General features: G+C 68.1%; 23 protein-coding genes. 9 read left to right on the top strand and 14 right to left on the bottom strand.

The features are described 5' to 3' along the window. Positions 1-13 precede the first annotated feature (13 nt). From OG804_RS24505 to OG804_RS24485, 5 genes are all read right to left on the bottom strand, one after another. A complete protein-coding gene (locus OG804_RS24505; protein WP_328390276.1) occupies positions 14-439 on the bottom strand; it encodes a MaoC family dehydratase in 426 nt (141 codons plus the stop codon). Then, entirely contained in the window at positions 436-1,374 is a 939-nt protein-coding gene (locus OG804_RS24500; protein ID WP_328390274.1) for a bifunctional MaoC family dehydratase N-terminal/OB-fold nucleic acid binding domain-containing protein, read from the bottom strand. The genes OG804_RS24505 and OG804_RS24500 overlap by 4 nt, the downstream gene beginning before the upstream one ends. A 653-nt stretch (positions 1,375-2,027) precedes the next feature. Next, positions 2,028-3,197 carry an acyl-CoA dehydrogenase family protein gene (locus OG804_RS24495; protein WP_328390272.1) on the bottom strand — a complete coding sequence of 390 codons (1,170 nt, stop codon included), beginning with the start codon at positions 3,195-3,197 and terminating at the stop codon, positions 2,028-2,030. Then, positions 3,182-4,246, bottom strand: a complete 1,065-nt coding sequence (locus tag OG804_RS24490; RefSeq protein ID WP_328390270.1) for an acyl-CoA dehydrogenase family protein — start codon at positions 4,244-4,246, stop codon at positions 3,182-3,184. The genes OG804_RS24495 and OG804_RS24490 overlap by 16 nt, the downstream gene beginning before the upstream one ends. 26 nt (positions 4,247-4,272) lie before the next feature. Then, entirely contained in the window at positions 4,273-6,453 is a 2,181-nt protein-coding gene (locus OG804_RS24485) for an acyl-CoA dehydrogenase (protein ID WP_328390268.1), read from the bottom strand. A gap of 134 nt (positions 6,454-6,587) precedes the next feature. Between OG804_RS24485 and kstR the strand changes: the two genes are divergently transcribed. Beyond that, positions 6,588-7,232 carry a cholesterol catabolism transcriptional regulator KstR gene (kstR, locus tag OG804_RS24480; RefSeq protein WP_328390266.1) on the top strand — a complete coding sequence of 215 codons (645 nt, stop codon included), beginning with the start codon at positions 6,588-6,590 and terminating at the stop codon, positions 7,230-7,232. Between the two features lie 186 nt (positions 7,233-7,418). Continuing rightward, positions 7,419-9,971: a trehalose-phosphatase gene (otsB, locus tag OG804_RS24475; RefSeq protein ID WP_328390264.1), complete on the top strand. Its 2,553-nt coding sequence runs from the start codon at positions 7,419-7,421 to the stop codon at positions 9,969-9,971. A 226-nt stretch (positions 9,972-10,197) separates the two neighbouring features. Here the strand turns inward: otsB and OG804_RS24470 are convergent, their stop codons facing one another. Further along, positions 10,198-11,328: an FAD-dependent oxidoreductase gene (locus OG804_RS24470; RefSeq protein WP_328390262.1), complete on the bottom strand. Its 1,131-nt coding sequence runs from the start codon at positions 11,326-11,328 to the stop codon at positions 10,198-10,200. A gap of 405 nt (positions 11,329-11,733) precedes the next feature. On the opposite strand from OG804_RS24470, the gene OG804_RS24465 reads away from it, so the two are divergent. From OG804_RS24465 to OG804_RS24445, 5 genes are all read left to right on the top strand, one after another. Beyond that, a complete protein-coding gene (locus OG804_RS24465) occupies positions 11,734-12,624 on the top strand; it encodes a metal ABC transporter solute-binding protein, Zn/Mn family (protein ID WP_442941620.1) in 891 nt (296 codons plus the stop codon). Positions 12,625-12,657: 33 nt separating this feature from the next. Next, positions 12,658-13,617 carry a metal ABC transporter ATP-binding protein gene (locus tag OG804_RS24460; protein WP_328390260.1) on the top strand — a complete coding sequence of 320 codons (960 nt, stop codon included), beginning with the start codon at positions 12,658-12,660 and terminating at the stop codon, positions 13,615-13,617. Next, positions 13,618-14,484, top strand: coding sequence for a metal ABC transporter permease (locus tag OG804_RS24455; RefSeq protein ID WP_328390258.1), 867 nt, complete (start codon positions 13,618-13,620; stop codon positions 14,482-14,484). A gap of 83 nt (positions 14,485-14,567) precedes the next feature. Next, positions 14,568-15,737, top strand: a complete 1,170-nt coding sequence (locus OG804_RS24450) for an acyl-CoA dehydrogenase family protein (protein WP_328390256.1) — start codon at positions 14,568-14,570, stop codon at positions 15,735-15,737. A gap of 333 nt (positions 15,738-16,070) precedes the next feature. Continuing rightward, on the top strand, positions 16,071-16,880 hold the full coding sequence (locus OG804_RS24445) for an enoyl-CoA hydratase/isomerase family protein (RefSeq protein WP_328390254.1): 810 nt from the start codon (positions 16,071-16,073) through the stop codon (positions 16,878-16,880). Positions 16,881-16,888: 8 nt separating this feature from the next. On the opposite strand, the gene OG804_RS24440 is transcribed toward OG804_RS24445, so the two are convergent. The 6 genes from OG804_RS24440 to carD all read right to left on the bottom strand — a co-directional run bounded on the left by OG804_RS24440 (position 16,889) and on the right by carD (position 21,678). Further along, on the bottom strand, positions 16,889-17,164 hold the full coding sequence (locus OG804_RS24440) for a DUF4190 domain-containing protein (protein ID WP_328390252.1): 276 nt from the start codon (positions 17,162-17,164) through the stop codon (positions 16,889-16,891). A 169-nt stretch (positions 17,165-17,333) separates the two neighbouring features. Beyond that, positions 17,334-18,302, bottom strand: a complete 969-nt coding sequence (gene rlmB, locus OG804_RS24435) for a 23S rRNA (guanosine(2251)-2'-O)-methyltransferase RlmB (protein ID WP_328390250.1) — start codon at positions 18,300-18,302, stop codon at positions 17,334-17,336. Then, the gene (gene cysS, locus OG804_RS24430) at positions 18,302-19,708 is read right to left on the bottom strand and encodes a cysteine--tRNA ligase (protein WP_328390248.1); all 1,407 of its coding nucleotides are present in this window, start codon (positions 19,706-19,708) and stop codon (positions 18,302-18,304) included. The genes rlmB and cysS overlap by 1 nt, the downstream gene beginning before the upstream one ends. 250 nt (positions 19,709-19,958) lie before the next feature. Further along, the gene (gene ispF, locus OG804_RS24425) at positions 19,959-20,471 is read right to left on the bottom strand and encodes a 2-C-methyl-D-erythritol 2,4-cyclodiphosphate synthase (RefSeq protein ID WP_328398708.1); all 513 of its coding nucleotides are present in this window, start codon (positions 20,469-20,471) and stop codon (positions 19,959-19,961) included. 2 nt (positions 20,472-20,473) lie between these two features. After that, positions 20,474-21,187, bottom strand: coding sequence for a 2-C-methyl-D-erythritol 4-phosphate cytidylyltransferase (gene ispD, locus OG804_RS24420; RefSeq protein ID WP_328390246.1), 714 nt, complete (start codon positions 21,185-21,187; stop codon positions 20,474-20,476). Between the two features lie 2 nt (positions 21,188-21,189). Then, entirely contained in the window at positions 21,190-21,678 is a 489-nt protein-coding gene (gene carD, locus OG804_RS24415; protein WP_011206964.1) for an RNA polymerase-binding transcription factor CarD, read from the bottom strand. Between the two features lie 462 nt (positions 21,679-22,140). On the opposite strand from carD, the gene OG804_RS24410 reads away from it, so the two are divergent. Together OG804_RS24410 and radA are read left to right on the top strand one after the other, a co-directional pair. Further along, complete coding sequence (locus tag OG804_RS24410) at positions 22,141-22,797, top strand: hypothetical protein (RefSeq protein WP_328390244.1); 657 nt, start codon at positions 22,141-22,143, stop codon at positions 22,795-22,797. A gap of 72 nt (positions 22,798-22,869) precedes the next feature. After that, positions 22,870-24,240, top strand: coding sequence for a DNA repair protein RadA (gene radA / locus OG804_RS24405; protein WP_328398706.1), 1,371 nt, complete (start codon positions 22,870-22,872; stop codon positions 24,238-24,240). Between the two features lie 3 nt (positions 24,241-24,243). Here radA and OG804_RS24400 read toward each other — a convergent pair whose 3' ends face one another. Further along, complete coding sequence (locus OG804_RS24400; RefSeq protein ID WP_328390242.1) at positions 24,244-24,924, bottom strand: hypothetical protein; 681 nt, start codon at positions 24,922-24,924, stop codon at positions 24,244-24,246. A gap of 128 nt (positions 24,925-25,052) precedes the next feature. Beyond that, positions 25,053-25,676, bottom strand: coding sequence for a carbonic anhydrase (locus tag OG804_RS24395; protein ID WP_328390240.1), 624 nt, complete (start codon positions 25,674-25,676; stop codon positions 25,053-25,055). Positions 25,677-25,761: the final 85 nt, after the last annotated feature.

The raw sequence follows: 25,761 nt of genomic DNA, 5'->3' as shown, positions 1-25,761 counted from the left end.
TGCGTATCGGCGCTCACGCCCCGCCACCGACTCCCGCAACACTGACGACGACCGTCGCGACGATGTGATCGCCCAGGCTGTCCTTGCCGAGGACCTCCAGCCGGACCTCCGCCCCCTCCACCGCGGTGACCTTGCCGGTGAGGGTCAACGTGTCGTAGGCGTACAGGGGTACACCGAGCCGCAGCGCGATGGATTTCACCACCGTCGCCGGGCCCGCCCAGTCGGTGACGAAACGCTGCACCAGACCCGTATCGGTGAGGATGTTGACGAAGATGTCCTTGGACCCGCGCTCGATCGCCTTGTCCCGGTCGTGGTGCACATCCTGGAAGTCCCGGGTGGCCAGAGCGGTGCTGATGACGAAGGTGGGGTCGGCGTGGATCGACAGTTCCGGCAGTTCGGTGCCCACCTGGACCGTGGTCGGATCGAATGCGGCGGTCATACGCTCACCTTCCAGAACGGCAGCACCGTATCGTCGTCGAGTTTCTCGAAACCGGCGGCGACCCGCAGTCCCACCTCGACCCGACCGGGTTCGACGCCGCGCAGTTCGCCGAGCATCCGCACACCCTCGTCGAGTTCCACCAGCGCGACCACGAACGGCAGGTCACGACCGGGCACCTTCGGGGCGTGGTGCACGACGTAGCTGAACACCGTGCCCTTCCCGGTGGACACCACATAGTCGACCGGTTCCGTCTTGTCCTGCCAGATCGCCGGGATCGGCGGATGCCGCAGCGTGCCGTCGGGCAGTTTCTGGATCCGCAGTTCGCCGGCTTTCGTACCCTCCCAGAAGAATTCGGTGTCCAGCGAGACCAGCGGGCGCACCCGTTCGGCAGGGGCCGGCGCGGGGGCGGCGCTCTTGGCCGGAACGAACTTCAGAATGCGGAACAGCATCTCGGTGACGAGTTCGTCGCCGACGTACCAGCTGGTGCGGTAGGTCAGGAAGAAACCCTCGCCCAGCCCGGTGCGTTTCGGGCCCTTGATGCTGTCCAGCGCGCTGGTGATGTTCACTTCTTCACCGGGCCGCAGATAGCGGTGGTAGACCTGCTCGCAGTTGGTGCCGACCACCGAGGTGTATCCGGCGGAGTCGAGCAGCGCGTTCGTGGCCTCCATCGGATCATCGGCCGACCGGCTGCCGCCCAAACCCAGCATGGTCCACACCTGCGCCATAGCGGGCGGGGCGACGATCCCGTCGAACCCGGCAGCCTTGGCGGCGGCCTCGTCGACGTACACCGGGTTGGTATCGCCCAGTGCCTCCACCCAGTTGTTGATCATCGGCTGGTTCACCGGGTCGCGACCGGGCCGGGGCGCGCTCGCGCCGGCCGCCATGATCTTCTCCGCGGCGGCGGTGATCGCTTCCGGAGTACTGATATCCGGCACGCACTGCTCCTTATCTTCTTGCCCCGCCTGCGGCGGGGCGGGTCGGGGCCCTTGTCAACCCCGGTTCTTCACTCCGCCACTCAGTCGCTGCGCTGCCTCGCTCTGTCGCTCCAGAACCGGGGCGGGTCCCGACCGTGCGGGATTGCGTCGCCTACGGCGCCGCGGGTCGGGGCCCTCGTGACCCCGGTTCTTCACTCCGCCGCTCAGTCGCTGCGCTCCTTCGCTCTGTCGCTCCAGAACCGGGGCGGGTCCCGACCACGAATGCGGACCATCCGGAAAAGGTATGGCGCCCACACCGACCGACACCTTGTAACCCGAACGTTTCCGTACGCAGCCCACACCCCCAGGCAACCTGCGGCCGGACACTCCACATCCGAACGCCGACGCCGAAGCGAAGGCGGAGGACCGCACGAGGCCCACACTCCCAGGCAACCTGCGGCCGGACACTCCACATCCGAACGCCGACGCCGAAGCGAAGGCAGAGGACCGCACGAGGCCCACACCCCCAGGCAACCTGCGGCCCGACACTCCACATCCGGACGCGGACGCCGAAGCGAAGGCGGAGGACCGCACGAGGCCCACACCCCCAGGCAACCTGTGGCCGGACACTCCACATCCGGACGCGGACGCCGAAGCGAAGGCGGAGGACCGCATCAGCGCGGCACTCGCGGCAGTTTCAGGCCTGCGGAGGCGACCAGTTCGCGCATCACCTCGTTGACGCCACCGCCGAAGGTGACGACCAGGTTCTGTTTGGTTCGGCGGTCCAGCCAGGTCAGCAGCTCCGCCGTGGCCGGATCGGCGGGGTCGCCGAAGCGTCCGACGATCTCTTCCGCGAGCCGCCCGGCCTCCTGCAACGATTCGGTCGAGAAGATCTTGGTCGCGGAAGCGTCGGCGATGACCTGCGCCTGATCGACGTCCGGATCTTCCGCGGTGGCCGCCACCTGCCAGTTCAGCAGTTCGTTGAGCCGGGTCATGGCGTGGATACGTCCCAGCGGGAGCTGCGCTTCGGGTTCGTCGAGGATGCCGCGGGGACGGGCCCAGTCGCGGACCTTGTCGTAGAGCTGTTCGATCTTGCCCGACGGCCCCAGGCTGACCCGTTCGTGATTGAGCTGGGTGGTGATCAGCCGCCAGCCCTTGTCCTGTTCGCCGACCAGCATGCTCGCCGGAACCCGGACACTGTCGAAATAGGTGGCGTTGGTGTGGTGGGCGCCGTCCGCGGTGATGATCGGCGTCCACGAATAGCCCGGATCCCGCGTATCGGCGATCAGGATGGTGATGCCCCGATGCCGGGACTCCACCGAACCGGTCCGGCACGCCAACCAGATGTAATCGGCCTCGTGCGCACCGGTGGTGAAGATCTTCTGGCCGTTGACCACCCAGTCGCCCGAGTCGTCCTGGACCGCGCTGGTTCGCAGCGCGGCCAGATCGGTGCCGGCTTCCGGTTCGGAATACCCGATGGCGAAATGGATATCGCCGGCCAGGATCCCGGGCAGGAACTTCTCCTTCTGCTCCTGGGTTCCGAACTGCTGCAGGGTGGGGCCGACGGTCAGCAGGGTGACCAGCGGTAGCGGCACGTCGGCCCGGGAGGCCTCGTTGAAGAAGATCTGCTGTTCGACCGGGCCGAAACCCTGGCCGCCGTACTCCTTGGGCCAGCCGACGCCCAGCCAGCCGTCCCGGCCCATCCGGCGCACCACCTCGCGGTAGGCGTCGCCGTGCCGGTTGACCGACATCTCGGCCGCTTCCTCCGGCGTGACGAGGTCGGCGAAGTAGGCGCGCAGGTCGTCGCGTAGTTTGCGTTGTTCGCTGGTCAGATCGATGAACACCCTGCCCCCAATCGTTCGAGCCGCAGCGCGGCGCCGCCCAGCCAGCGGGCGAGGTCCTTGGACTGTGAGTAATAGCGGTGCATGGAGTGCGTGACATCCACTCCGATACCGCCGTGCAGGTGGTGACATTTCTGCATGGCGCGCGGAAGTTCCGCGGCCACAGTGTAGGCGAGCACATTCAGATCGTCGTCGATCCGCTGCTGCCGCTCCGGACTCGAATCATCTTGCCCGAGAGCCCAATTGGAAGCTACCGCCGCCACATGCAAGGTCCGGGACACTACGTAGAGGTCGGCGATCTGCTGGGCCACCGCCTGGAACTCCGCGAGCGGCCGGTTGAACTGGCGACGCGTTCCCACATGCGCGGCGGTGAGTTTGACCGCGCCCGAGAGCAACCCGTCGGCGACCGCGCCGATCGCGGCGAGCACGAACCGGTGCAGCTGCGGGCCCGCGTCCGGCAGCAACCGGTCGGCGGGCACCACGACCCCGTCCAGCTTCACCGAGAACTCGGCCAGCTCACCGGACACCGACGACGGAACCAACGACAGCCCCGACGCGTTCGAATCGACCAGTGCAACGCCGGAATCCGTGCTGACCAGCAGCCAGCGCGCCTGATCCGCGCACGGCACCGCCACTTTGTACCCGGTGATCCGCACAGTCTCGCCGGACACCTCGGCCTTCGTCGCGGGTTCGGTGGTCAACGGCGCACCGGGTTCGCTGATGGCGGCGGTGAGCACAGCGCCCTCGGCGACCGCCGGGAACACCTCCGCGGCCACCGCCTCGGGCAGCGACCCCAGCAGGGGCAGCACACCGAACCCCAGGGTGGGCAGGGCGGGCGCGGCGACGGCGTCGGTGGCCAGTTCGGTCAGCAGCACCGATACGGCGTCGATTCCCATATCGTCGCCGCCGAACCGCTCCGGTAGCGCTACCGACAGCAGGCCGGTGGCCGCTAGTTCGGGCCACAGGTCGGCGTCGCGCGCCGCCTGCCGCTCCAGTAGTCCGACGACGACCTCGGCCACCGCCTCTTGGGCCTCGTCTCGGGTGAAGTCCACGTTCTGCTCTCCAGTCGTCGCACGAACTAACCGGCCGCGTCGCGGGGTAGTCCCAGAATTCGTTCGGCCGCCACAGTCAACAGGATCTGCTCGGTTCCGCCCGCGATGGACAGACAGCGGGTGAGCAGGAATTCCGAGGTGTCCTCGGTCGTTCGCGCACCGGCCGGGCCGGCCACCTGTACCGCGAACTCGGCGACCGCTTGACGGTGCCGCACACCCACCAGTTTGCGCACACTGCTCTGCGCGCTCGGATCGGCGCCGGCCAGGATCCGCACCGCCGCGCGCTGCTCCAGCAGCAGCCCGGCGATCGCGTCGGCGACGAAACCGCCGAGCCGATCGTTGACCAGTTCCGAACCACGCCCGGTGGCCGGCAGTTTGGCGATCAGTTCCTCCAGCGCCGGACCGATGCCGTTGCCGCTCATCGCGACCCGTTCGGCCGACAGCGTGGCGCGGGCGATCCGCCAGCCGTTGCCCAGCGCGCCGACCACGCAGTCGTCGGGGACGAAGACCTCGTCGAGGAAGACCTCGCTGAAGCGCGCCTCCCCGGTGATCTGCACCAGCGGCCGGATATCGATACCGGCGCTGCGCATATCGACCAGGAAATAGCTGATGCCCTTGTGCTTGGGCGCACTCGGATCGGTGCGGGCCAGGCAGATCGCCCAGTTCGCCTCTTTGGCCAGCGAGGTCCACACCTTCTGCCCGCGCAGCACCCAACCGCCGTCGGTACGTTCGGCGGTGGTCCGCAGCGCGGCCAGGTCCGAACCCGCTCCGGGTTCACTGAACAGCTGACACCACACCACGTCGCCGCGCAGCGTCGGCCACGCGAAACGCTCGATCTGTTCGGGCGTGCCGTGCTGCAGCAGGGTCGGTACCGCCCAGCCGCCGATCGTGAGGTCGGGGACGGTCAGGCCCGCACGACGCAGTTCCTCCGAGATCACCAGGCCGGCCATCGGGTCCGCGGCCCGGCCGTAGGGCTCGGGCCAGTGCGGCATGATCAGCCCGGCGGCGGCCAGCGCACCGCGCTGCTCCGCGGCCGGCAGCGCGGCGATCCGGGCCACCTCGGCGGCGAGTTCATCGGTCACCGTGTCGGTGTCGGCATCGCCGGCGGCCAGGGCCGCGTCGGCGAAGACCCGGTCGGCGCCGGTGGTGCGGCGCCTACCCGCCCGGGTCAGCTCGGTGACCCGGGCCCGCCAGTACGAGCCGCCACCGAGCAGCTGGCTCAGCGCCACCGCCCGGCGCAGGTACAGGTGCGCGTCGTGTTCCCAGGTGAATCCGATCCCGCCGAGCACCTGGATGCAGTCTTTCGCGGTCTCGACGGCGGCGTCCAGGCTGATACTCGCGGCTATCGCCGCCGCGATCGGCAGTTCCGCGCCGCCGGAATCCACCGCGGCCGCGGCGTCGGCGGCCACCGAGCGGATGAGCTCGGTACGGCACAGCATCCAGGCGCAGATGTGTTTGACCGCCTGGAACGACCCGATCTGCCGCCCGAACTGTTCGCGTACCTTCGCATACTCCACCGCGGTGGACAGGCACCAGCCCGTCACTCCCGCGAGCTCGGCCACGGCCAGCGCGACCAGCAGGTCTTCCACGGCGTACGCGGGTGCGAACACCGCGTCCGGATCCACCCGCACCTCGGTGCAGCGCACCCGGGCGAGCGGGGTCGACAGGTCGAGGGGGTCCAGCGATTCGAGTTGCAGTCCGGGCGCGTCCGGCGCCAGCAGGCACCAGCGCCGGCCGTCCGCGGTGTCCACCGGCAACAGCACAGCCGTACCGGGCGCGGCACCGAGCACCGATTCCCAGCTGCCGCTGAGCAACCCGGCGCCGTCCAGCACCGGCACCGCCGAACCTCCGGCGCCCACCGCCTCATCGGCGACGACCGTGTCCAGCGCGACCCCGCAGGGTTGTTCCTCCGGCAGCCGGCCGGAGGTCACCAACCCGGCGATCGCCGTGGTGAGCACGGGTCCGCCGACCATGTCGTGCGCGGCCTGTTCGATGAATACGGCCAGATCGGAGACCGATCCGCCCGCGCCGCCCGAATCCTCTGCCACGGCCACGTGGAAGATTCCGAGTTCGGTCAGTGTTGCCCAGTACGTACGCCAGAAGTCGGTCGCATCGGCCCGCATTGTTGCAATCGGTTGCGCCGCTGCTGCCCACCCGCTCATCGACTGTTGAACGGCTTTATGCTCGTCAGTGGTGGCGATGGTCACAGTCCATACCGCCTTTCCGGCGTGACTCCCACACCTAGAACATGTTCTAATATCCACGGTAGGCGTAAGTCAAGGCATGCGTCTACCGCACTGCTCCACGCGCTATGAACACGTCACGGAAAGGACGCCCCTCCATGGCCAGCCCCTCCCGTTCCCAGCCCGGCGACTCGAACGCGGCCACCGCCGCGCCCGTCACCACGCTGCGGGAGGACGAGCTGAGTTCCGCCGCGCAACGCGAGCGGCGCAAGCGGATCCTGGACGCAACCCTGGCCCTCGCCTCCAAGGGCGGCTACGACGCGGTGCAGATGCGCGCCGTCGCCGAACGCGCGGACGTCGCCGTCGGCACCCTGTACCGGTACTTCCCGTCCAAGGTGCATCTGCTGGTTTCGGCGCTGGCCCGGGAGTTCGAGCAATTCGAGGGCAAACGCAAACCGCTGGCCGGTCAGTCGCCGGAGGAGCGCATGCACATGCTGCTCTCCCAGATCACCCGGATGATGCAACGCGACCCGCTGCTCACCGAGGCGATGACCCGCGCATTCATGTTCGCCGATGCATCGGCCGCCGCCGAGGTCGACCGAGTCGGCAAAGTGATGGACCGGGTCTTCGCGCGAGCCATGAACGACGGCGAACCCACCGACCGCCAACTCGCCATCGCCCGCGTCATCAGCGATGTCTGGTTGTCGAACCTGGTCGCCTGGCTCACCCGGCGCGCATCCGCGACCGATGTCTCCGAACGGCTCGAGCTGACCGTCGACCTGCTGCTCGGCAAACGCTCCTGAGGCGAGGCGAGTAACGGAGACAATGGCCTCCGACCACGAGCGAAGGGCCGGGTGGCGACCGGTCAGCAACCGTTGTCGGCCCAGGGCAGCTGCCCGCACTTCCCGCCGAATCGGTGAAGGGATCGCGACACAGTATTGTCATGCGCGCCCCCTCTTAACGAAAACTCCGATCAATAGGTTGGATGTGTGAGCGCACAGGATCTGCCACTGGAACTCCGCCGAGCGCTGTCGACGGTCGCGCGCGTGCCTCGGCTGCTGGTCGCATCGGACTACGACGGGACACTCGCTCCCATCGTCTCCGATCCGGCCAAGGCATACCCGCACGGAGAATCCGTACGGGCTTTACGCGCGCTGGCCGGCCTGTCCGGCACCACAGCCGCGGTCATCTCCGGCCGGGCGCTGCGCGACCTCGCCGCACTCTCGCGACTTCCGGTCGAAGTTCAGCTGATCGGCAGCCACGGTTCGGAATTCGATGTGGGCTTCGTGCACGCCATCGACAACGACGCGCGACAGTTGCTGCGCGAAGTGGTGGCGGCCCTCAACAAGATCGCCACGGACCATCCCGGCGTCAGCGTCGAGACCAAACCCGCCAGCGTCGCACTGCATGTGCGCAACGCCGCTCCCGAGGTGGGACGGCGCGCGCTGCTCCAGGCCCAGCAGGGCCCGGCGTGCTGGGTCGGCGTCCAGGTCACCGAAGGTAAAGCAGTCATCGAACTGGCCGTGGTGCCGACGGACAAGGGTTCGGCCCTCAGCACGGTGCGACATCAGGAGAGCGCGTCGGCGGCGGTGTTCTTCGGCGACGACGTCACCGACGAGAAAGCGTTCCGCGCGCTGGCCGGCCCCGATATCGGCATCAAGGTCGGCGAGGGCGAATCTCTTGCCAAATACCGGGTGGACAGCACCGAAGCGGTCGCTCATGCCCTGGCCTTCCTGCTCGAGGAACGCCGCACCTGGCTGGCCGGCGCCAGCGCCCCCCGGATCGAACGGCTGACCATGATGGCCAGCCCACGGTCGGTGGCGCTGCTCACCCCTGATGCCACCGTCACCTGGTTCTGCCATCCGGAACCCGACTCCGCCGCGGTGTTCGCGCACCTACTCGGCGGAACCGACGCCGGACACTTCTCGGTGGCGCCGCAACGCCCCGGCCTCCCGCTGTCACAGCGGTACATCGACGGCACCATGACCGTCGAGACCCGCTGGGCGAAATTGCAGGTCACCGACTATCTCCCGCATGATGTCGACCCTGACCGCACCGACCTCACCCGCGTCATCACCGGTACCGCCCCGGCCGAGGTGACCTTCGCGCCACGTCCCGAATTCGGCCAGGTCGGGGTGTCCATCGTGGTCGAACCGGACGGACTGCGCGTCTGGGGCACCAACGACCCGCTCGTGCTGCGCTCCCCCGGCGTCCAGTGGCGGATCCAGAGCGACGGCGTACACGATTCCGCCGTCGCTGTCGTCGACCCGGCCGGTGGGCCCGTGGTGCTGGAACTGCGCTGCGGCACACATGATCTGACCCCGGCCACGACACTCGAGCCCGAACGTCGGCGGATCGCCGAGATCTACTGGTCGGAATGGGCGGCGAGCCTGGACCTGCCCGCGCTCAAACCGGATCTGATGAAGCGGTCCGCGCTCACCCTGCGCGGCCTGGTGCACGCGCCCTCGGGATCCATCCTGGCGGCGGCCACGACCTCGCTGCCGGAGGATATCGGCGGCGTACGCAACTGGGACTACCGCTACTGCTGGCTGCGCGACGCCGCCCTCACCGCCAGCGCCCTGGTCTCGCTGGGCTCGCTGGCGGAGGCCGAGCAGTACCTGGACTGGGTGCACCGGGTACTGGAAACCCTGCCCGGCCCCGAGCGACTGCACCCGCTGTACACGATCTACGGCGAAACTCTGCCCCCGGAAGCGGTGATCGATCAGCTGCCCGGCTACGCGGGATCGCGCCCGGTACGCGTCGGCAACGCCGCGAACATGCAGGTGCAGCTGGACGTATTCGGTCCGATCGTGGACCTGATCGCCCATATGGCCCACGCGCGCGAGAACCAGGGCATCACCGATCCCCGCAAGGTGCTCCCCGACGCCGACTGGGAACTCGTGCACGCCATGGTCTCCGCCGTCCAGCGCCGCTGGACCGAACCCGACCACGGCATCTGGGAAATCCGCGGCAACCCCCGCCACCACGTCTACTCCAAGGTGATGGGCTGGCTGACGGTGGACCGGGCCCTCACCCTGGCGGGGAAGTTCGATCGTCCGGTCGACACCGAATGGGCGCCGCTCCGGGAAACCATCGCCGGAGAGGTGCAGAACAAAGGCTGGAACGAAGAGGTCCAGTCCTACACGGCGGCCTACGACGGCACCGATCTGGACGCGGCCACCCTCCACATCGGACTCAGTGGCCTGATCGACCCGTCCGACCCGCGGTTCGCGGCGACAGTGGTGGCCACCGAAGCGGAACTGCGCAGCGGATCCACGGTGTACCGCTACCACCACGACGACGGACTGCCCGGCGGCGAAGGCGGCTTCCACCTGTGCGCCGCCTGGCTGGTGGAGGCGTATCTGCTGATCGGCAAACGATCGGACGCGGAAGCACTGTTCGCGCAACTGGTGGACGTGGCGGGCCCGACAGGGCTGCTCAGCGAGGAATACGATCCCGTCGCGGAACGGTCGCTGGGCAACCATCCCCAGGCGTACAGCCATCTGGGTCTGCTGCGCTGCGCGCAACTACTGGGTAAGTGAGCTGTATCTATTGGCGCCGCCTGCGGCGGCGCGGGGGTTGAGGCCCCCTTGGTCCCGACGTTCAGCCCGCTAGACTCGAGGCTTCGCCTCATGCGCTTTCGAGGGCTGAACGTCGGGACGGGCCTCAACCCTTTGTGGTGTCACGATCCCGCTCGACATCCGTCGCGGGACCGATTGGGACCGCGTGCTATTCGGCATGTGCGGACGCCGGGTACGGTGGCCGGGCTCAGAGGGTGTGCGCGGATGCGGTGAACGCGTCGACCAGGCCCTGGGCCGTGCCGTCGTGCAGATCACCGAAGAGTTCAGCGGTCTCGGTGGCGACTTCGGTGCTGCGGGCGAACATGTCCTGCTCGTATTCGGTGAGGGCGGTCTCGATGTCCTCGGGGTGCGCGGCGAGGGCCTTGCCGAGTTCGGCGCCGTCGAGCAGGGCGAGGTTGGCGCCTTCGCCGTTGGTGGGCATGAGGTGGGCGGCATCGCCGAGCAGGGTCACCCCGGGAACTCGATCCCACCGATGCCCGACCGGCAGCGAGTAGTGCGGGCGCCAGACCGGCGGGATATCGGTGTCGGCGATCAGCGCGGTGAGTTCCGGTGCCCAGCCGTCGAACTCGTCCGCGATTCGTGCGGTGGCCGCGGCGGCGTCGGTGAAATCGATGGCGGCGAACCACTCGTGCGGCTCGGCGAGCACCACGTAGGCGTGCAGGGTGTCGCCCCTTTCGCGGTGTGCGTGGATCTCTCGGCCCGGCGAAGGCGCCATCATCGATCCGCCGCCGACTGCCTTCGCGGTGGCGGGGTGGCGGGTGTCGGCGTCGTACAGGTAGGTCTCGACGAAGGATTCGCCGGTGTAGTCGGGTATCGCGGTGGACAGTAGCGGCCGGACCCGTGACCACGCGCCGTCGGCGCCGACCAGCAGACTCGTGACGACCGTGCTGCCATCGGCGAAGGTCGCCTCGTGGCGACCCGCGCCGAGAGCCTGAACACCGCTGAGCTTGTGGCCCCACCGGACGGTGCCGTCCGGCAGCGAGTCGATCAGGAGTTGTCGCAGTTCGCCGCGTTGCACCTCGGGGCGTCCGCCGGTCCCGTCGTCGGCTTTGTCGAGCAGAACTGTCCCGTCCCGGTCGAGAATCCGCATCGCCTGGCGGCCCGGCAGGACGAGGCTGCGGAATTCTTCCATCAGGCCGGCCGCCGTCAGGGCGAGTTGGCCGTTGTAGTCGTGGATGTCGAGCATGCCGCCCTGCATGCGCGCCGTCGGAGTGGTTTCGGCCTCGTACACCGTGGCCGGGATGCCGTGCGTGTGCAGGACGCGGGCCAGAGCGAGTCCGCCGAGCCCGGCGCCGATGATCGTTATCGAATTGGTCATGATGCCGAAGGTGCCGGGCGCGGATTGCACCGCCCTTGCGCCCGGCTTGCATCCGCATGCGTCTACCTCCCGCACGCAGCGAAACACCGGCTCGCGATATGCCGCCGCACGGCGTGATCGCGCGCCCGCCACGGGACAGACCTGTATTCGGCAAGTGTGCGCATCCCCCAGCTCGCCTCCACACCCTCACGTACAGTCCAGGCACTTCACGAGCGAACCCTCACCCTGCGCCGACAGCCTCCCTGCCTCACCGAGCTGGTCCCCACCTGCCGTGGCCCGCCCTCAACGAACCGCCCTTCGCCCACAGCCGCCCACCCAAAGACTGGGCGGTCGGTTCGGAGCAGATCGTTCGTGCTGCTAAAGTAAAACGGAAACGATTTCCATTAACTCTGGTAGGTATTTGCCGTGTCACCTAAATCTGCCCGTAGCGCTCTCGTCCTGGCCATGGGAGTCGCGGCGGCCGCGGCGCTCACCGCATGTGGTGGGTCGGGCGCCGATTCCGGTAAGCCGTCGGTCGTCGCCTCCACCAATGTATGGGCCGATATCGCGAGCACTGTCGCGGGGCCCGACGCGGAGGTCTCGTCGATCATCACCGACCCCGCCGCCGACCCGCATTCACACGAGACCTCGGCCGCGGAATCCGCACAACTCAGCGATGCCGACCTGGTGGTCTATAACGGCGGCCACTACGACGAGTTCGTCGCCAAGGCCATCGAAGGCCGCGATAAGCGCACGGTAGAAGCCGTAGCGGCACGCGACAACGAGATCCGGAACGACTCGAACGAACACGTCTGGTACGACATGGCGACCGTGGCGCTGGTCGCCGACCGGATCAGCGACGAGCTCGCGCAGATCGACCCGGCACACGCCCAGGGTTATGCCGACCGGGCCGCCCAGTTCACCGACCGGTTGGGGCAGGTCGGCGCGAGCACCGACCGTATCGCCGCGGACCACCCTGGCACGCCGGTCCTGCAAACCGAGCCGCTCGCGTACTACCTGCTGCAGGATGCCGGTACCGTCGACCGGACGCCTCGTGACTATCAGGAAGCGATCGAGCAGGAGACCGACCCCTCTCCCGCGGCCGTCGCGGCCACCCGCGACCTGGTCGCCGGCAAGCAGGTCGCGGTGCTGATCTACAACGTGCAGACCGAGGACAAGGTCGGCCAGGACCTCCGGGCGACTGCCCGGGCGGCCGGAATTCCGGTGGTAGAGGTGACCGAAACCCTGCCGGCCGGAATGGATTTCGTAACCTGGCAGACACAGAACGCGCGCGCTCTGGCCGACGCGATCGGCTGATCGGTACCGGACAGCGAAGAACGGATGGATCCAATGAGCGATACCGCGCCGGCGGCTCACCGTGCCGTGAGTGACAGCGCTTTCGCGACCCGCCCCGCCGCCCCGTTACCCGCCGAACCGACGGTGCGGCTCGAATCCGCCACCTTGGGTTTCGGCGACCGCACGCTGTGGCGGGACCTCGACCTCAGCGTGTCGCGCGGCGAGTTCATCGCGGTGCTCGGGCCCAACGGCTCGGGTAAGACTTCCCTGCTCCGGGTGTTGCTCGGCCAACTCGCCCTGAGCTCGGGCAGCGCACGGGTCGCCGGAGCCGCACCGCGCGCCGGGCACCCGGATCTCGGTTACATACCGCAGCAGCGCACCATCGACGCGGGGGTGCAATTACGCGGTATCGACCTGGTCGGTCTCGGTGTCGACGGACATCGGTGGGGACTGGGCCTGCGCGGACGGGCCGAACGCCGCCGCAAAGTCGCCGCGGCGATCGCCGATGTCGGTGCGCAGGCCTTCGCGAAATCCCCGTTGGAATCCATGTCCGGCGGCGAACAACAGCGGTTGCGGGTGGCGCAGGCGCTCGTCGGCGATCCCGCCGTACTGCTCTGCGACGAACCTCTGCTCAGCCTCGATCTGGCCAGCCAGCAGCTGGTCTCCGGGCTGATCGATGCCCGACGGCGCGAGCACGGGACCTCGGTGCTGTTCGTCACTCACGAGATCAATCCGATCCTGCCGCTGGTGGACCGGGTGCTCTACCTGGTCGGCGGAAAGTTCCGGATCGGCACGCCGGAAGAGGTCATGACCTCGGCGGTGCTGTCCGAGCTGTACCAGACCGAGGTCGATGTACTGCGGGTCCGGGGCCGGCTGGTCGTCGTCGGAACCGGGGACACCATGGACGCGCTCGGCACCGCCGGCGCCCACTGCCACGGGGATCCGGGGACTCCGCACGATATCGCCGACCCTTTGGCCGAACTCACCCAGCGAGCGGGACAGGCGAACAGGTAGATGGACAAGCTTTCCGATGTGTTGTCCGAGATCTTCGATGTCGGTACCACCGTCCATCTGCTCGGCTACGACTTCGTCCAGCAGGCTGTACTCGCGGCCGCGCTGCTCGGGTTGCTCGCCGGCGTCATCGGGCCGCTGATCATCAGTCGGCAGATGTCGTTCGCCGTCCACGGCACCAGCGAGCTCTCGCTGACCGGTGCGGCCGCGGCCCTGCTGGTAGGTGCGGGCGTGGGGCTGGGCGCGATCGCCGGCTCGGTGGTCGCGGCCGTGTTGTTCGGAGTGCTCGGCACCAAGGCCAGGGAGCGCGATTCGGTGATCGCGGTGGTCCTGTCGTTCGGTCTCGGCCTGTCGGTGCTGTTCCTCTGGCTCGGTCCCGAACGCGCGGGCTCGAAATTCTCGCTGCTCACCGGGCAGGTCGTGAGCGTCGGCTTCGGCGGGCTGACACTGCTGGCGACCTGTACGGCGGCGGTGCTCGCCGTCCTGGCCATGGTCTACCGGCCGCTGCTGTTCGCCAGCACCGACCCCGAAGTCGCGGTGGCCCGCGGCGTGCCGGTACGCGGGCTGTCGATCCTGTTCGCGGTGATGCTCGGTATCACCGCCGCTTTCGGTGTCCAGATCGTGGGCGCTCTCCTGGTGCTCGCGCTGTTGATCACTCCGGCGGCCGCGGCGGCGCAGCTGACCGCCGACCCGATGCGGGCCACCGTGCTCGCGGTGATCTTCGCGGAGATCGCGGCGGTGGGCGGGATCCTGCTCTCCCTGGCTCCCGGGGCCCCGGTCTCCACCTTCGTCACCACCATCTCGTTCGTGATCTACCTGGTCTGCCGGGTGATCGGAGCCCGGCGGCGACAGGTCGCTCGGGTGCGCTGACTTTTGCAGGCACATGCCTTCAGTCTGGGTGCCGGGGTTTCGTATGCTCGTCCTCAACGCCCCCGGACCGAAGGTGACCACTGATGATCGACTTCACGATTCCCGCCGACCTCGCCGTCGAACGTGACCGGATCCGCGCATTCGTGGCCGAGAAGATCGTGCCCTACGAGCGCGACCCCCGCCTGACCTCCCACGGTCCCACCGACGAACTCCGCCAGGAACTCGTCGAACTCGCCCGCGCCCAGAAACTGCTGACCATCCAGGCACCCACCGAACTCGGGGGCCGCGGCCTCACCCACGTGGAACAGGCCGTTCTCTACGAAGCCGCCGGCTGGTCCACGCTGGGCCCGGTCGCCATGAACTGCGCGGCGCCGGACGAGGGCAATATGTTCCTGCTCTCCAAGATCGCGAACCCCGAACAGACCGACCGCTACCTGCGGCCGGTGATCGACGGCCACCAGCGCTCGGTATTCGCCATGACCGAACCCGACGGCGCCGGATCCGACCCCGGTCAGCTCGCCACCACCGCCACCTTCGACGGCGAGAACTTCACCGTCGAAGGGCGCAAATGGCTGATCACCGGCGCCAACGGCGCGAAAACCTGGATCATCATGGCCCTGCTCGCCGACAACCCCCATCTCCCGGCCGGCCCGACCCTGTTCCTCACCGACGGCGACCAGCCGGGCATCGTCATCGAACGCACCATGAACACCATGGACCGCAATTACGTAGCCGGGCACTGCGTGGTCCGTTTCGACAAGCTGACACTCCCGAAATCGGCGCTGCTCGGCGAGGCAGGCCAGGCCCTGCGCTACGCCCAGCTGCGTCTGGCCCCCGCCCGGCTCACCCACTGCATGCGCTGGCTGGGCGCCGCCGAACGCGCACAGAGCATCGCCATCGACCACGCCAAGACCCGCACCGCCTTCGGCAAAACTCTCGGCGAGCACCAGGGTGTGTCGTTCATGATCGCCGACAACGAGATAGCCCTGCACCAGAGCCGCCTGACCATCTGGCACGCCTGCTGGCTGATGGACCAGGGCGAGAAAGCCCGCCACGAGAGCTCGATGGCCAAATCGTTCGTTTCCGAAGAGCTGTTCAAGGTCGCCGACCGTTGTGTCCAGATCCTGGGCGGAATCGGAGTCAGCGACGAAACGGTCGTCGAGATGATCTTCCGCGATATGCGCCCCTTCCGCCTCTACGACGGACCCACAGAGGTCCACAAGTACGCGATCGGTCGCACACTGCTGCGGTGAGACAGACACCGGTCGGGGCCCGCCCGCAGGCCGCGGACGATCACATCACCTCGCCGGCCGCGGACCGGGAACCTCGGACCGGACGCGAGCGAGAGCACCGCAAGCTCGTGAGGTCCGTATTCGACCTCACTGCGGCCCGGAGTTCCGTACGCGACGTAACCCGCGGGCGTCGAGTTCAGCGAGACACCCCAAAGGGTTGAGGCCCGTCCCGACGTTCAGCCCTCGAAGCGCATGCGCCGCAGGCGCGAGTCTCGAGGGCTGAACGTCGGGACCAAGGGGGCCTCAACCCCCGCGCGCGCCAGCGCGCCAAAAACCCAGCTACCATTCCAGATCATGAGTTCGGAATTGCTCGTCGATGTCTCAGCGGGCATCGCCGTCCTCACGTTGAACCGGCCGGCCAAACAGAACGCTTTCAACCCCGCGATGACCGAGGCGCTCGGTGCCGCTCTGAAACGCTGTGACGCCGAGGACGCGATTCGCGTGGTGGTCATCACCGGGACGCCGCCTGCCTTCTGCGCCGGCGCCGACCTGTCGGACCGGGTGGGCGAGGTGAGCGCGAGTATCGATCCGCCGCCGTTCCGAGTGCGCAAACCGGTGATCGCGGCCGTCAACGGGCACGCGGTGGGCGCCGGGCTGGCGCTGGCCCTGCAATGCGATCTGCGGTACCTGGCCGACGACGCGGTCTATGCGCTGAGCCAGGTCCGGCGCGGGGTCCTCGCCGACGGCTACGTGCACTGGACGCTGCCGCGGCTGGCGGGTCTCGCCAATGCCGCCGATATTCTGCTCACCGGGCGCACCTTCGACGGTGAAGAGGCCAAAGCCATGGGCTTGGCCAATGCCTGCCTGCCGACGGCGGAGGTGCTGCCGACCGCGATGGCGGTCGCGCACGATATCGCCAACGGTTCCGCGCCCCTGACCGCGGCATTGTCCAAACGGCTGTTGTGGGAAGGCGTCGGGCTCGAACCGGCGGTGGTCGGGCGGCTGGAATCCGAGCTGAACGAACATATCGACGACGGCCGGGACGCCGGTGAGGCGATGGCAGCCTTCCGGGAACGTCGCCAGCCCACCTGGTCCGGTTCGATCAACGACGAATGGCCGAGTTGGGCACGCACCAAATGGCACGGCCAGCAGAGCCTGGACTGAAGCGACGGTCAGCCGCCGCCGATCAGCACCACGATGAACAGCAGGGCCATCACGACCATCAGGATCGTGCCGATCACGCCCAGCGTGAAGCCGACGACCACCTGGGTTTGGCCGCCGTAACCGCCACCGGATTCCTCGATCTGATCGAGCGCGCGTTTACCCATCGCCCAGGCCACCGGCCCGGTCAGCCCGCAACACAGCACGCTGAGCGCACCGAGCAGCAGCACCGTCGTCGCGTGCGGGTGCTCGACCGGCTTTCCGATGGGCGCGTTGGGTATCACCACATGTCGAATTCTACGGTGCTGTGCCGGATTTGCGGTCCGGGCGCGGCGGATTCACTCCTGAACCGCCCGCTGACCGCGATCCCGACACGCCCGATCTTCCCGGCGCGCCGCCGATGATCGGGTTACGACCGGGGCCGCTGGACCCGGTCGGAAGCCTCGGCTCGCCGAATCAGCCGCGCCGTTGCCGCGCCGTCTCGGCCAGCACCACACCGGCGGCGACGGAGGCGTTCAGCGATTCGACCGGACCCGCCATCGGGATGCTCAGGACCGCGTCACAATTCTCGCGCACCAGCCGGGACAGGCCTTTGCCCTCCGACCCGACGACGATCACCGTCGGCGCAGTGCCGTCGAATTCGTCGAGCGACAGGTCACCGCCCGCGTCCAAGCCCACGATCTGCACTCCCTTGGCGGCCCAATCCTTGAGCGTGCGAGTGAGGTTCGTGGCGCGAGCCACCGGCAGTCGAGCCGCCGCGCCCGCGCTGGTCCGCCATGCGACCGCGGTGACGCTCGCGCTGCGGCGCTGCGGGATCACCACGCCGTGACCGCCGAAGGCCGCGACCGAGCGCACCACCGCGCCGAGGTTGCGTGGATCGGAGATATTGTCGAGCGCCACCAGCAGTGCGGGCTCCGTGGAATCCTTGGCCCGGGCCAGTAGATCGTCGGGGTGCGCGTACCGATAGGGCGGCACCTGCAGCGCCACACCTTGATGCAGCCCGTTGGAGCTCATTCGGTCGAGGTCGGTGCGCGGCAGTTCGAGAATCGAGATCCCGGTATCGGCGGCGATGCGCACGCTCTCGGTGAGCCGCTCATCGTTCTCGGTGCCCACCGCGACGTAGAGCGCGGTCGCGGGGACCCCGGCGCGCAGACACTCCACCACGGGGTTGCGGCCCAGCACGAGTTCGGGCCCGTCGTCGGCACGCCTACCGGCCGGTCGACCGCGGGTGGGCGGATTGTTCTGGGCGGCTTTGGCTTTGGCCGCGGCTCGGCGCGCCGCCGGATGCTTCGTACGCTGTTCGGCCGGCGGCGTCGGCCCGCGGCCCTCCAGCCCACGGCGCCGCTTGCCGCCGGTCCCGACCACGGCCCCCTTCTTGGTGCCGCCTTTGCGGATCGCGCCACGACGTTGTGAGTTGCCGGCCATCAGCCCGCCTTTCCAGGGGTAGGTGCGCCCAGCGACCATTCGGCACCGTTGGGTGTATCGGTTACTTCGATGCCGGCCGCCTGGAGACGATCGCGCACGGCGTCGGCGGCCGCCCAGTCCTTCGCGGCGCGGGCCTGCTGCCGCCGTTCCAGTTCGGCGCCCACGAGCACATCCAGTGCGGTGTCCGCGGCCGAATGGTCGGCGGCGCTGCCCCAGTGCGGGTCGAGCGGGTCCACGCCCAGTACGTCGAGCATGGCCCGGATCTGGCTCGCATGTTCACGGGCGGTTTCGAGGACACCCGCATCCAGGGCTCGGTTGCCCTCGTGCACTCCGTGATGGATCTCGGCGAGCGCCTTCGGGACACCGAGGTCGTCGTCCAGGGCGGCAGCGAATCCGTCGGTCCATTTGCCCATCGGGATGTCGCCCCCACGTTCGGCGACCCGCTGCACGAACGCCTCGATCCGCTGGTAGGACTGGGCGGCGTCGGCCAGCGCCTTATCCGAATATTCGAGCATCGATCGGTAGTGGGCGCTGCCGAGGTAGAACCGCAATTCCACAGCGCGCACGGATTTCAGCACATTGGGAATGGACAGCACATTGCCGAGTGATTTCGACATCTTCTCGCCGCCCATGGTCACCCAGCCGTTGTGCAACCAATACTGGGCGAACCCGTGGCCGGCCGCCTTCGACTGGGCTATTTCGTTCTCATGGTGCGGAAAGACCAGATCCATACCACCGCAATGGATATCGAAATCCGAGCCCAGATAGAACTCGGCCATGGCGGAGCATTCCAGATGCCAACCGGGTCGGCCCGGGCCCCAGGGCGACGGCCATGTCGGCTCACCCGGTTTCGCCGCTTTCCACAGCGTGAAATCACGGGGGTCGCGTTTACCGAGACCCGCGCTCTCACCCTGATGCACATCGTCGAGCCGGTGACCGGAGAGATGTCCGTAATCGGGATAGCTCCGCACATCGAAATACACATTGCCTTCAGAGGCATAGGCGTGCCCCCGATCGATCAGGCGCTGCATCAATTCGACCATCTGGGTGATATGCCCGGTGGCTCGCGGTTCGGCAGACGGCGGCAGCACACCGAGTTGGCGATAGGCCCGATCGAAGGCGCGTTCGTGCGTCGCCGCCCATTCCCACCAGGGCCGACCGGCCGCGGCGGCCTTGGTCAGGATTTTGTCCTCGATATCGGTGACATTGCGAATGAATGCCACATCGAAGCCGTTCGCCGTCAGCCAGCGACGCAGAATATCGAAGGCCACACCGCTGCGCACATGGCCGATATGGGGTAGCCCCTGGACGGTAGCGCCACACAGGTACACCGAGGCGTGGCCGGGTACCAGCGGCGTGAAATCACGCAGGGTCCTTTTCTCGGTGTCGAACAGGCGCAGCGTCACGGCGTCGATCCTAGTTTCGTGTATGGATTGCACTCGGATGTGGTGCAGGTGGGGATATGGGCAGGGTAGCGGTGCGGGTCGGCGTGCGAGTAGTCGGCTCGGCCGCGTGTGGGAAGGTCGGCGGTCGATGTCCGGTGCGCGCACTCGACAGGAAGCGCTGAATGGGCGGCCACAGGCCCGAACCGGTCGCACTTCGCACCGGTCGAGCCGGGCGCTCGGCCACAGGACTGGATGGGCGGCTTCGCCGGCCCTACGCCGGTCGCACCTCGCTACCGTCCGCGGGCTCTACGCTCGGCCGCCCCGGACAGTACAGCAGGGCATTGGCGATCGCGGCGATGCCCTCACCACGCCCGGTGAGGCCCAGACCGTCGCTGGTGGTGCCCGAAACCGAGACCGGCGCGTCCAGCAGATCGCCGAGCACCTGCTGGGCTTCGGCCCGGCGCGGGCCGATCCGCGGCCGGTTGCCGATCACCTGGACCGCGGCGTTGACCACCTCGTATCCGGCATCGTCGAGCAACCGCCGCACTTCCTTCAGCATGGCGGCCCCGGAAACACCGGCCCACTCCGGCCGGCCGGTGCCGAACACCGAACCCACATCGCCGAGTCCCGCCGCGGACAGCAGGGCATCGCAGAGCGCGTGGGCGGCGACATCACCGTCCGAGTGTCCGGCGCAGCCGTCGTCTCCGTCGAACAGCAGACCGGCCATCCAGCAGGGACGCCCCGGTTCGATCGGATGCACATCGGTCCCGATCCCCACCCGCATGTTCAGCATGACCTCACCGCGGCGGTTCCGTCGAGCACGGCTTCGGCCAAGTGCAGGTCCAGCGGTGTTGTGATCTTGAAGGCGAGGGGGTCACCGGCGATGGTGCGCACCGCGACGCCGAGCCGCTCCACCAGGCCGGCGTCGTCGGTCGCGCCTTCGGGATGGGCATAGGCGGCGCGCAACACCTCGGCGGTGAAGCCCTGCGGGGTCTGGATGGCACGCAACGCACCGCGGTCCGGGGTGCCGGTGACGGTTCCCGCGGAATCGACGGTTTTCACGGTGTCGACAACCGGTAGCGCCGGGACGACCGCGCGATGCCCAGCCCGGAGTTCGGCGACCACCCGGGCGATCAGGGCAGGCGGAGTGAGCGCGCGGGCGGCATCGTGGACCAGGAAGTACGCGGAGTCACCGGCGGCCGCGAGACCGGCGCGCACCGAGTCGGTGCGCTCGACGCCACCGACCACCACCCGGACCGGCGCCGCGGGCGCTACCAGGGCTGTCGCCGTGTCGACGAGTTCGGCGGGCACCATCACAATGATCTCGTCGACAACACCGGACGCCATCAGGCCGTTCACGGCCAGTCCGAGCATAGGTGTGCCGCCGACCGGGACGAACGCCTTGGGTTCATCTGCACCCAAGCGCACGCCACGGCCGGCGGCGGGAACCAATACGGTGACGGGTCCAGCGCTACGGCCGGGACCGTCCTTTTCGTGCACGGTCAGGACGCCGCTGCGAGAACCTCGTCGAGGAGCGTCTCGGCCTTGCCGTCATCAGTACCCTCGGCGAGCGCGAGCTCCCCGACGAGGATCTGCCGAGCCTTGGCCAGCATCCGCTTCTCGCCCGCGGACAGACCACGATCCTGCTCCCGGCGCCACAGATCGCGAACGACCTCGGCCACCTTGTTCACATCGCCGGAGGCGAGCTTCTCGAGGTTGGCCTTGTAACGGCGGGACCAGTTGGTGGGCTCTTCCGTATGCGGCGCACGCAGAACCTGGAAGACCCGATCCAGGCCTTCCTGGCCGACTACATCGCGAACGCCGACATATTCCGCGTTTTCCGCGGGAACCCGAACAGTGAGGTCACCTTGTGCGACCTTCAGGACCAGATACTCTTTCTGCTCACCCTTGATGGTGCGGGTCTCGATAGCTTCGATCAAAGCCGCCCCATGATGGGGATAAACGACGGTATCTCCGACCTTAAAAATCATGTGTCCCGTGCCCCTTTCGATGTTCACAGTTTAACACGCGACTCGATAACGGCGCGATCAACTGCGCAGGTCAGCGCCACAACGACCAGGTACTGAGGCTTGACAGGACGAGTTTGGTGTGCATCACGTTGCGCCCGAACGGGTGTCGGGCCGGGCCCCTTCAAGAGCATCTGAAATGACGTTTCACGCGGGTCCGCAAAAGGGTCGGAGAGGCCCGATTGTTACCGGTCAGCGCCGCATACCCCGGCAATGGAACACACCACCGAACGGGCCGCCGAACGACGAACTCCGAAGCGTGTCACGCCGGTCGCCCGCACCACAGCCGGACGGGCCTCGACGTGCGACAAATCACACACCGATACCACGCAATCCCCCCTGACGCCGCCCGGTGCGCCCCGCGTCCCGAGACAACTACTACAGTGCCTAGTTGGAGTGCGCCCACTCGGACATGGAGGACAACCCGTGACTGCCCTGACTGCTGTGACTGCCGCGAGCCCGGTCGCCCCGACCCGACGGCGCCGCATGGCGACGGTCGCCGCGCTCGCCGCCGGTGCGGCGCTCATCCTGTCCGGCTGCGGTGCCGGCCAGGTGTCGCAGACCGCCGACCAATCCGCCGCGATCAACGGCAACCACGCCAATATCGGTGCCATCGCGCTGCGCGACGTGCACATCGTCTACCCGGGCAACGGCACCAGCATCAACACCACCGGCGGTCAGGTCGCGCTCGCGCTGTCGATCGTGAACACCGGCGAAACGGTCACCGACGAGCTCACCAGCGTCACCACCGACCTCGGCACGGCCAAGATCACCCCCGGCACCGGCGACAAACTCGTGATCGCCCCCTCGGAGACGGTCGTGGTCTCCACCCCGCAGGCAGGCGCGCAGACCCACACCAGCGGCGAAACGATCCAGACCGAAGGCGGCGAGACCACCCCCGCCCGCATCGAGATCACCGGCTTGACCAAGAACATCACCCCGGGCCTCACCTACGACGTCTCGTTCAACTTCAAGGAGAACGGCGCCGTACTGGTCCAGGTCCCGGTCGATGCCGGGATGGAAGCGCCGCGCCACGAATCGGAACTCTCCAAGAGCAGCACCGGGTCCACTGGCGGGCACTGATCTTTCGGCGCCCGCCAGTGGCTCGTCGTGCGCGGCGATGTCGGTGCGGGTGCGTAGGGTGCGGCTGTGGCAGTGACCAAGAACAAGGCCGTCTACCGGTGTTCGGAGTGCGCGCACGAGGTCGCCAAATGGGTTGGCAAATGCCCCGGTTGCGGGTCGTGGGGCACCGTAGACCAGGCGCTGCCGGCGGCCGCGCCGATCGGCGGAACCACCCGTAAGGCGATGCTGCCCACTACCGCGGCCGCGCCGATCTCCCGGATCGATTCGCAGACGAGCACCGCTCGGGCGACGGGGGTTTCCGAACTCGACCGAGTACTGGGCGGCGGGATCGTCGCGGGGTCCGTGGTGCTGCTTTCCGGGGAGCCCGGAGTGGGCAAATCGACCCTGTTGCTCGAGGTGGCGCATCGGTGGGCGCGACAGCGCGACGAACGGGCGCTCTACGTCACCGCGGAGGAATCCGCGGGACAGGTGCGGTTACGCGCCGACCGGACCGGCGCGGTGCACGACCGGGTGTATCTGGCCGCCGAATCCGATCTGTCGGTGGTCCTCGGGCATGTCGATCAGGTGAAACCGACACTGCTGGTGGTCGATTCCGTCCAGACCATGCTGGCCGCCGACAGCGACGGCGTGACCGGGGGTGTCACTCAGGTCCGCGCGGTGACCGCGGCGCTGACCTCGCTGGCGAAGGCGAGCGGTATCGCGGTACTGCTCGTGGGGCATGTCACGAAGGACGGTGCGGTCGCCGGGCCCCGCACCCTGGAGCATCTGGTCGATGTCGTATTGCAGTTCGAAGGCGATAAGAACACCGCGTTGCGGATGGTGCGTGGTATCAAGAATCGCTTCGGCAGCGCCGACGAGGTGGGCTGCTTCGAACTGCACGACGACGGAATCGCCTGTGTGACAGATCCTTCCGGACTCTTCTTACATCACCGCGCCGACTCCGTCCCGGGTACGGCCGTCACCGTCGCGATGGACGGGAAGCGGCCGCTGGTCGGTGAGGTCCAAGGGCTCACCGTCGAAACCCAGGCGCCGGCGCCCCGCCGCGCGGTCAGCGGACTGGACTACAACCGGGTCGCCATGGTGCTGGCCGTCCTGCAGAGCCGCTGCGGCCTCTATGTCGGCAAACAGGACATCTACGCGGCCACCGTGGGCGGTATGCGGCTCACCGAGCCCGCCGCTGATCTCGCCATCGCGCTGGCGATCGCCAGCGCCGCGCGCGATACCGCGCTGCCGCCCGGCTGGGTGATCCTCGGCGAAGTGGGTTTGGCCGGAGAGGTCCGGCGGATCACCTCCACCACCCGCCGGCTCGCCGAAGCCGAGCGGCTCGGGTTCACCACCGCGGTGGTACCGCCCGGCGTGGACGGCAAGGCCACACCGATGACCCTGCACGAGGCGTCCAGTCTGCGCGGCGCCCTGCGCCTGGCCGGCCTGACGAAGAAATGAGCCCTATCCGGCGATATTGAACGGTTCCGGGGCGCTGCGCACCGAACCCATCTGTGCCACCACGTTATAGGCGCCCGGGGGAACCGGGACCCGTTCCCCCGCACATTCCGGCTGCGAGGTGGCGCCCTTCCAGGTCACCGTGAACGCGGCCTGCTCGCCGCGATCCAGAGTCCGCACATCCGGTTCGCCGTCGGGATAGCAATCCGTACTCGCCCACAGCTGACGGCCGCCGTCGAGCGAGTGCACGGACACCCGTTGCAGACCCGACCCCATGTCCCGGTTACAGGGTTCGCCGGAGATGTTGGTGATCACGATCCCGAATACCGGTTCCTCCCCCACCTGATAGGTGGGCTGACCCACCGAAACCTTGATCGCCAGCGACTGGTCGGCGCACTGCCCGGACGCCACCGGCGTCGGCTCGGCGCCACGGGTACCGGAAGCGGCGGTGGTCCCCTTGGCGGTGGTCGTGGCGGACGTGGTGGACGTGGTGGACGCCGACGCCGAACTCGCGACGGGTTCGGTGGTCTCGGAAGCCGCCGCGGCGGCATCGGGCGTGTCGCCGCCCCGGGCTACGGTGACGACCAGCCAGATAACCACCGCGAGCGCGACGACCAGCGCCCCGATGGCAAACACGCGACGCCGCCAGTAGATCTCCGGCGGTAACGGTCCTGTCGGTTCCAACACGTGTCAACGGTAAGCGCATCGGGCGGCAGTGGCTGTCAACGGCACACCCGAAGGTGTCGCAGATCGCCGGCCGCGGGATCCACGGTGACCCGGCCCGGCCCTCCCGGACCGGGCCGCGGGTGCCTGCATCAGACCGTTTCACCGATATTGCCGACCACACGTTGTAGTTTCGCCCGGCCGTCGACCAGCTTGTAGGTGACGCAGGCGATCGCGCACTCGCCGGTCGCCACCCGCTGGGAGACGATCATCGACCGCTGCATCAGCAGCCGGCTGGTCTCCACCACATGGCGGGCCTCGAGCTCGTCGACCGTACTCAAACCCTCGCGGCGCCCGATGAGCATCGACGGCGTGACCTTCTCGACAATGCTGCGAATGAACCCGCCGGGCACCTCACCGCCGTCCAGCGCGTCCAGGGTCGCCTTGACCGCCCCGCAGCTGTCGTGACCGAGCACCACGATCAGCGGCACGTTCAGCACACCGACCCCGTACTCGATGGACCCCAGCACCGAGGAATCGATGACATGGCCGGCCGTACGCACCACGAACATATCGCCGAGGCCCTGGTCGAAGATCAATTCCGCCGCGACCCTGGAATCTCCGCAGCCGAACAGCACGGCGGACGGATTCTGGCCGGCGACGAGCTTGGCTCGATCGGCGGCTCCCTGGCTAGGATGCAGCAGCGTGCCGTTCACGAAGCGCTCGTTACCTTCGCGCAGCGACTTCCAGGCACTTACCGGGTTGGACTGAGGCATGTGTCCATTCTGCACGATTTGGATTTCGCACTGCTTCGGTCCCGTTACGACGCGGCATCCGATCGCGCCGAACCGGTGGAACTGC

The organism is Nocardia sp. NBC_00416 (assembly GCF_036032445.1).
Lineage (GTDB): Bacteria > Actinomycetota > Actinomycetes > Mycobacteriales > Mycobacteriaceae > Nocardia.
The sequence above is the reverse complement of the archived record's forward strand: the minus strand, read 5'-3'. Positions and strand labels throughout refer to the sequence as shown.

What these genes read in the sequence shown, in the direction of transcription:
- OG804_RS24505 (WP_328390276.1), bottom strand. Translation starts at nt 439, where the DNA reads ATGACCGCCGCATTCGATCCGACCACGGTCCAGGTGGGCACCGAACTG.
- kstR (WP_328390266.1), top strand. Translation starts at nt 6,588, where the DNA reads ATGGCCAGCCCCTCCCGTTCCCAGCCCGGCGACTCGAACGCGGCCACC.
- OG804_RS24470 (WP_328390262.1), bottom strand. Translation starts at nt 11,328, where the DNA reads ATGACCAATTCGATAACGATCATCGGCGCCGGGCTCGGCGGACTCGCT.
- OG804_RS24460 (WP_328390260.1), top strand. Translation starts at nt 12,658, where the DNA reads ATGAGCGATACCGCGCCGGCGGCTCACCGTGCCGTGAGTGACAGCGCT.
- OG804_RS24455 (WP_328390258.1), top strand. Translation starts at nt 13,618, where the DNA reads ATGGACAAGCTTTCCGATGTGTTGTCCGAGATCTTCGATGTCGGTACC.
- OG804_RS24450 (WP_328390256.1), top strand. Translation starts at nt 14,568, where the DNA reads ATGATCGACTTCACGATTCCCGCCGACCTCGCCGTCGAACGTGACCGG.
- OG804_RS24445 (WP_328390254.1), top strand. Translation starts at nt 16,071, where the DNA reads ATGAGTTCGGAATTGCTCGTCGATGTCTCAGCGGGCATCGCCGTCCTC.
- rlmB (WP_328390250.1), bottom strand. Translation starts at nt 18,302, where the DNA reads ATGGCCGGCAACTCACAACGTCGTGGCGCGATCCGCAAAGGCGGCACC.
- ispF (WP_328398708.1), bottom strand. Translation starts at nt 20,471, where the DNA reads ATGCGGGTGGGGATCGGGACCGATGTGCATCCGATCGAACCGGGGCGT.
- carD (WP_011206964.1), bottom strand. Translation starts at nt 21,678, where the DNA reads ATGATTTTTAAGGTCGGAGATACCGTCGTTTATCCCCATCATGGGGCG.
- OG804_RS24395 (WP_328390240.1), bottom strand. Translation starts at nt 25,676, where the DNA reads ATGCCTCAGTCCAACCCGGTAAGTGCCTGGAAGTCGCTGCGCGAAGGT.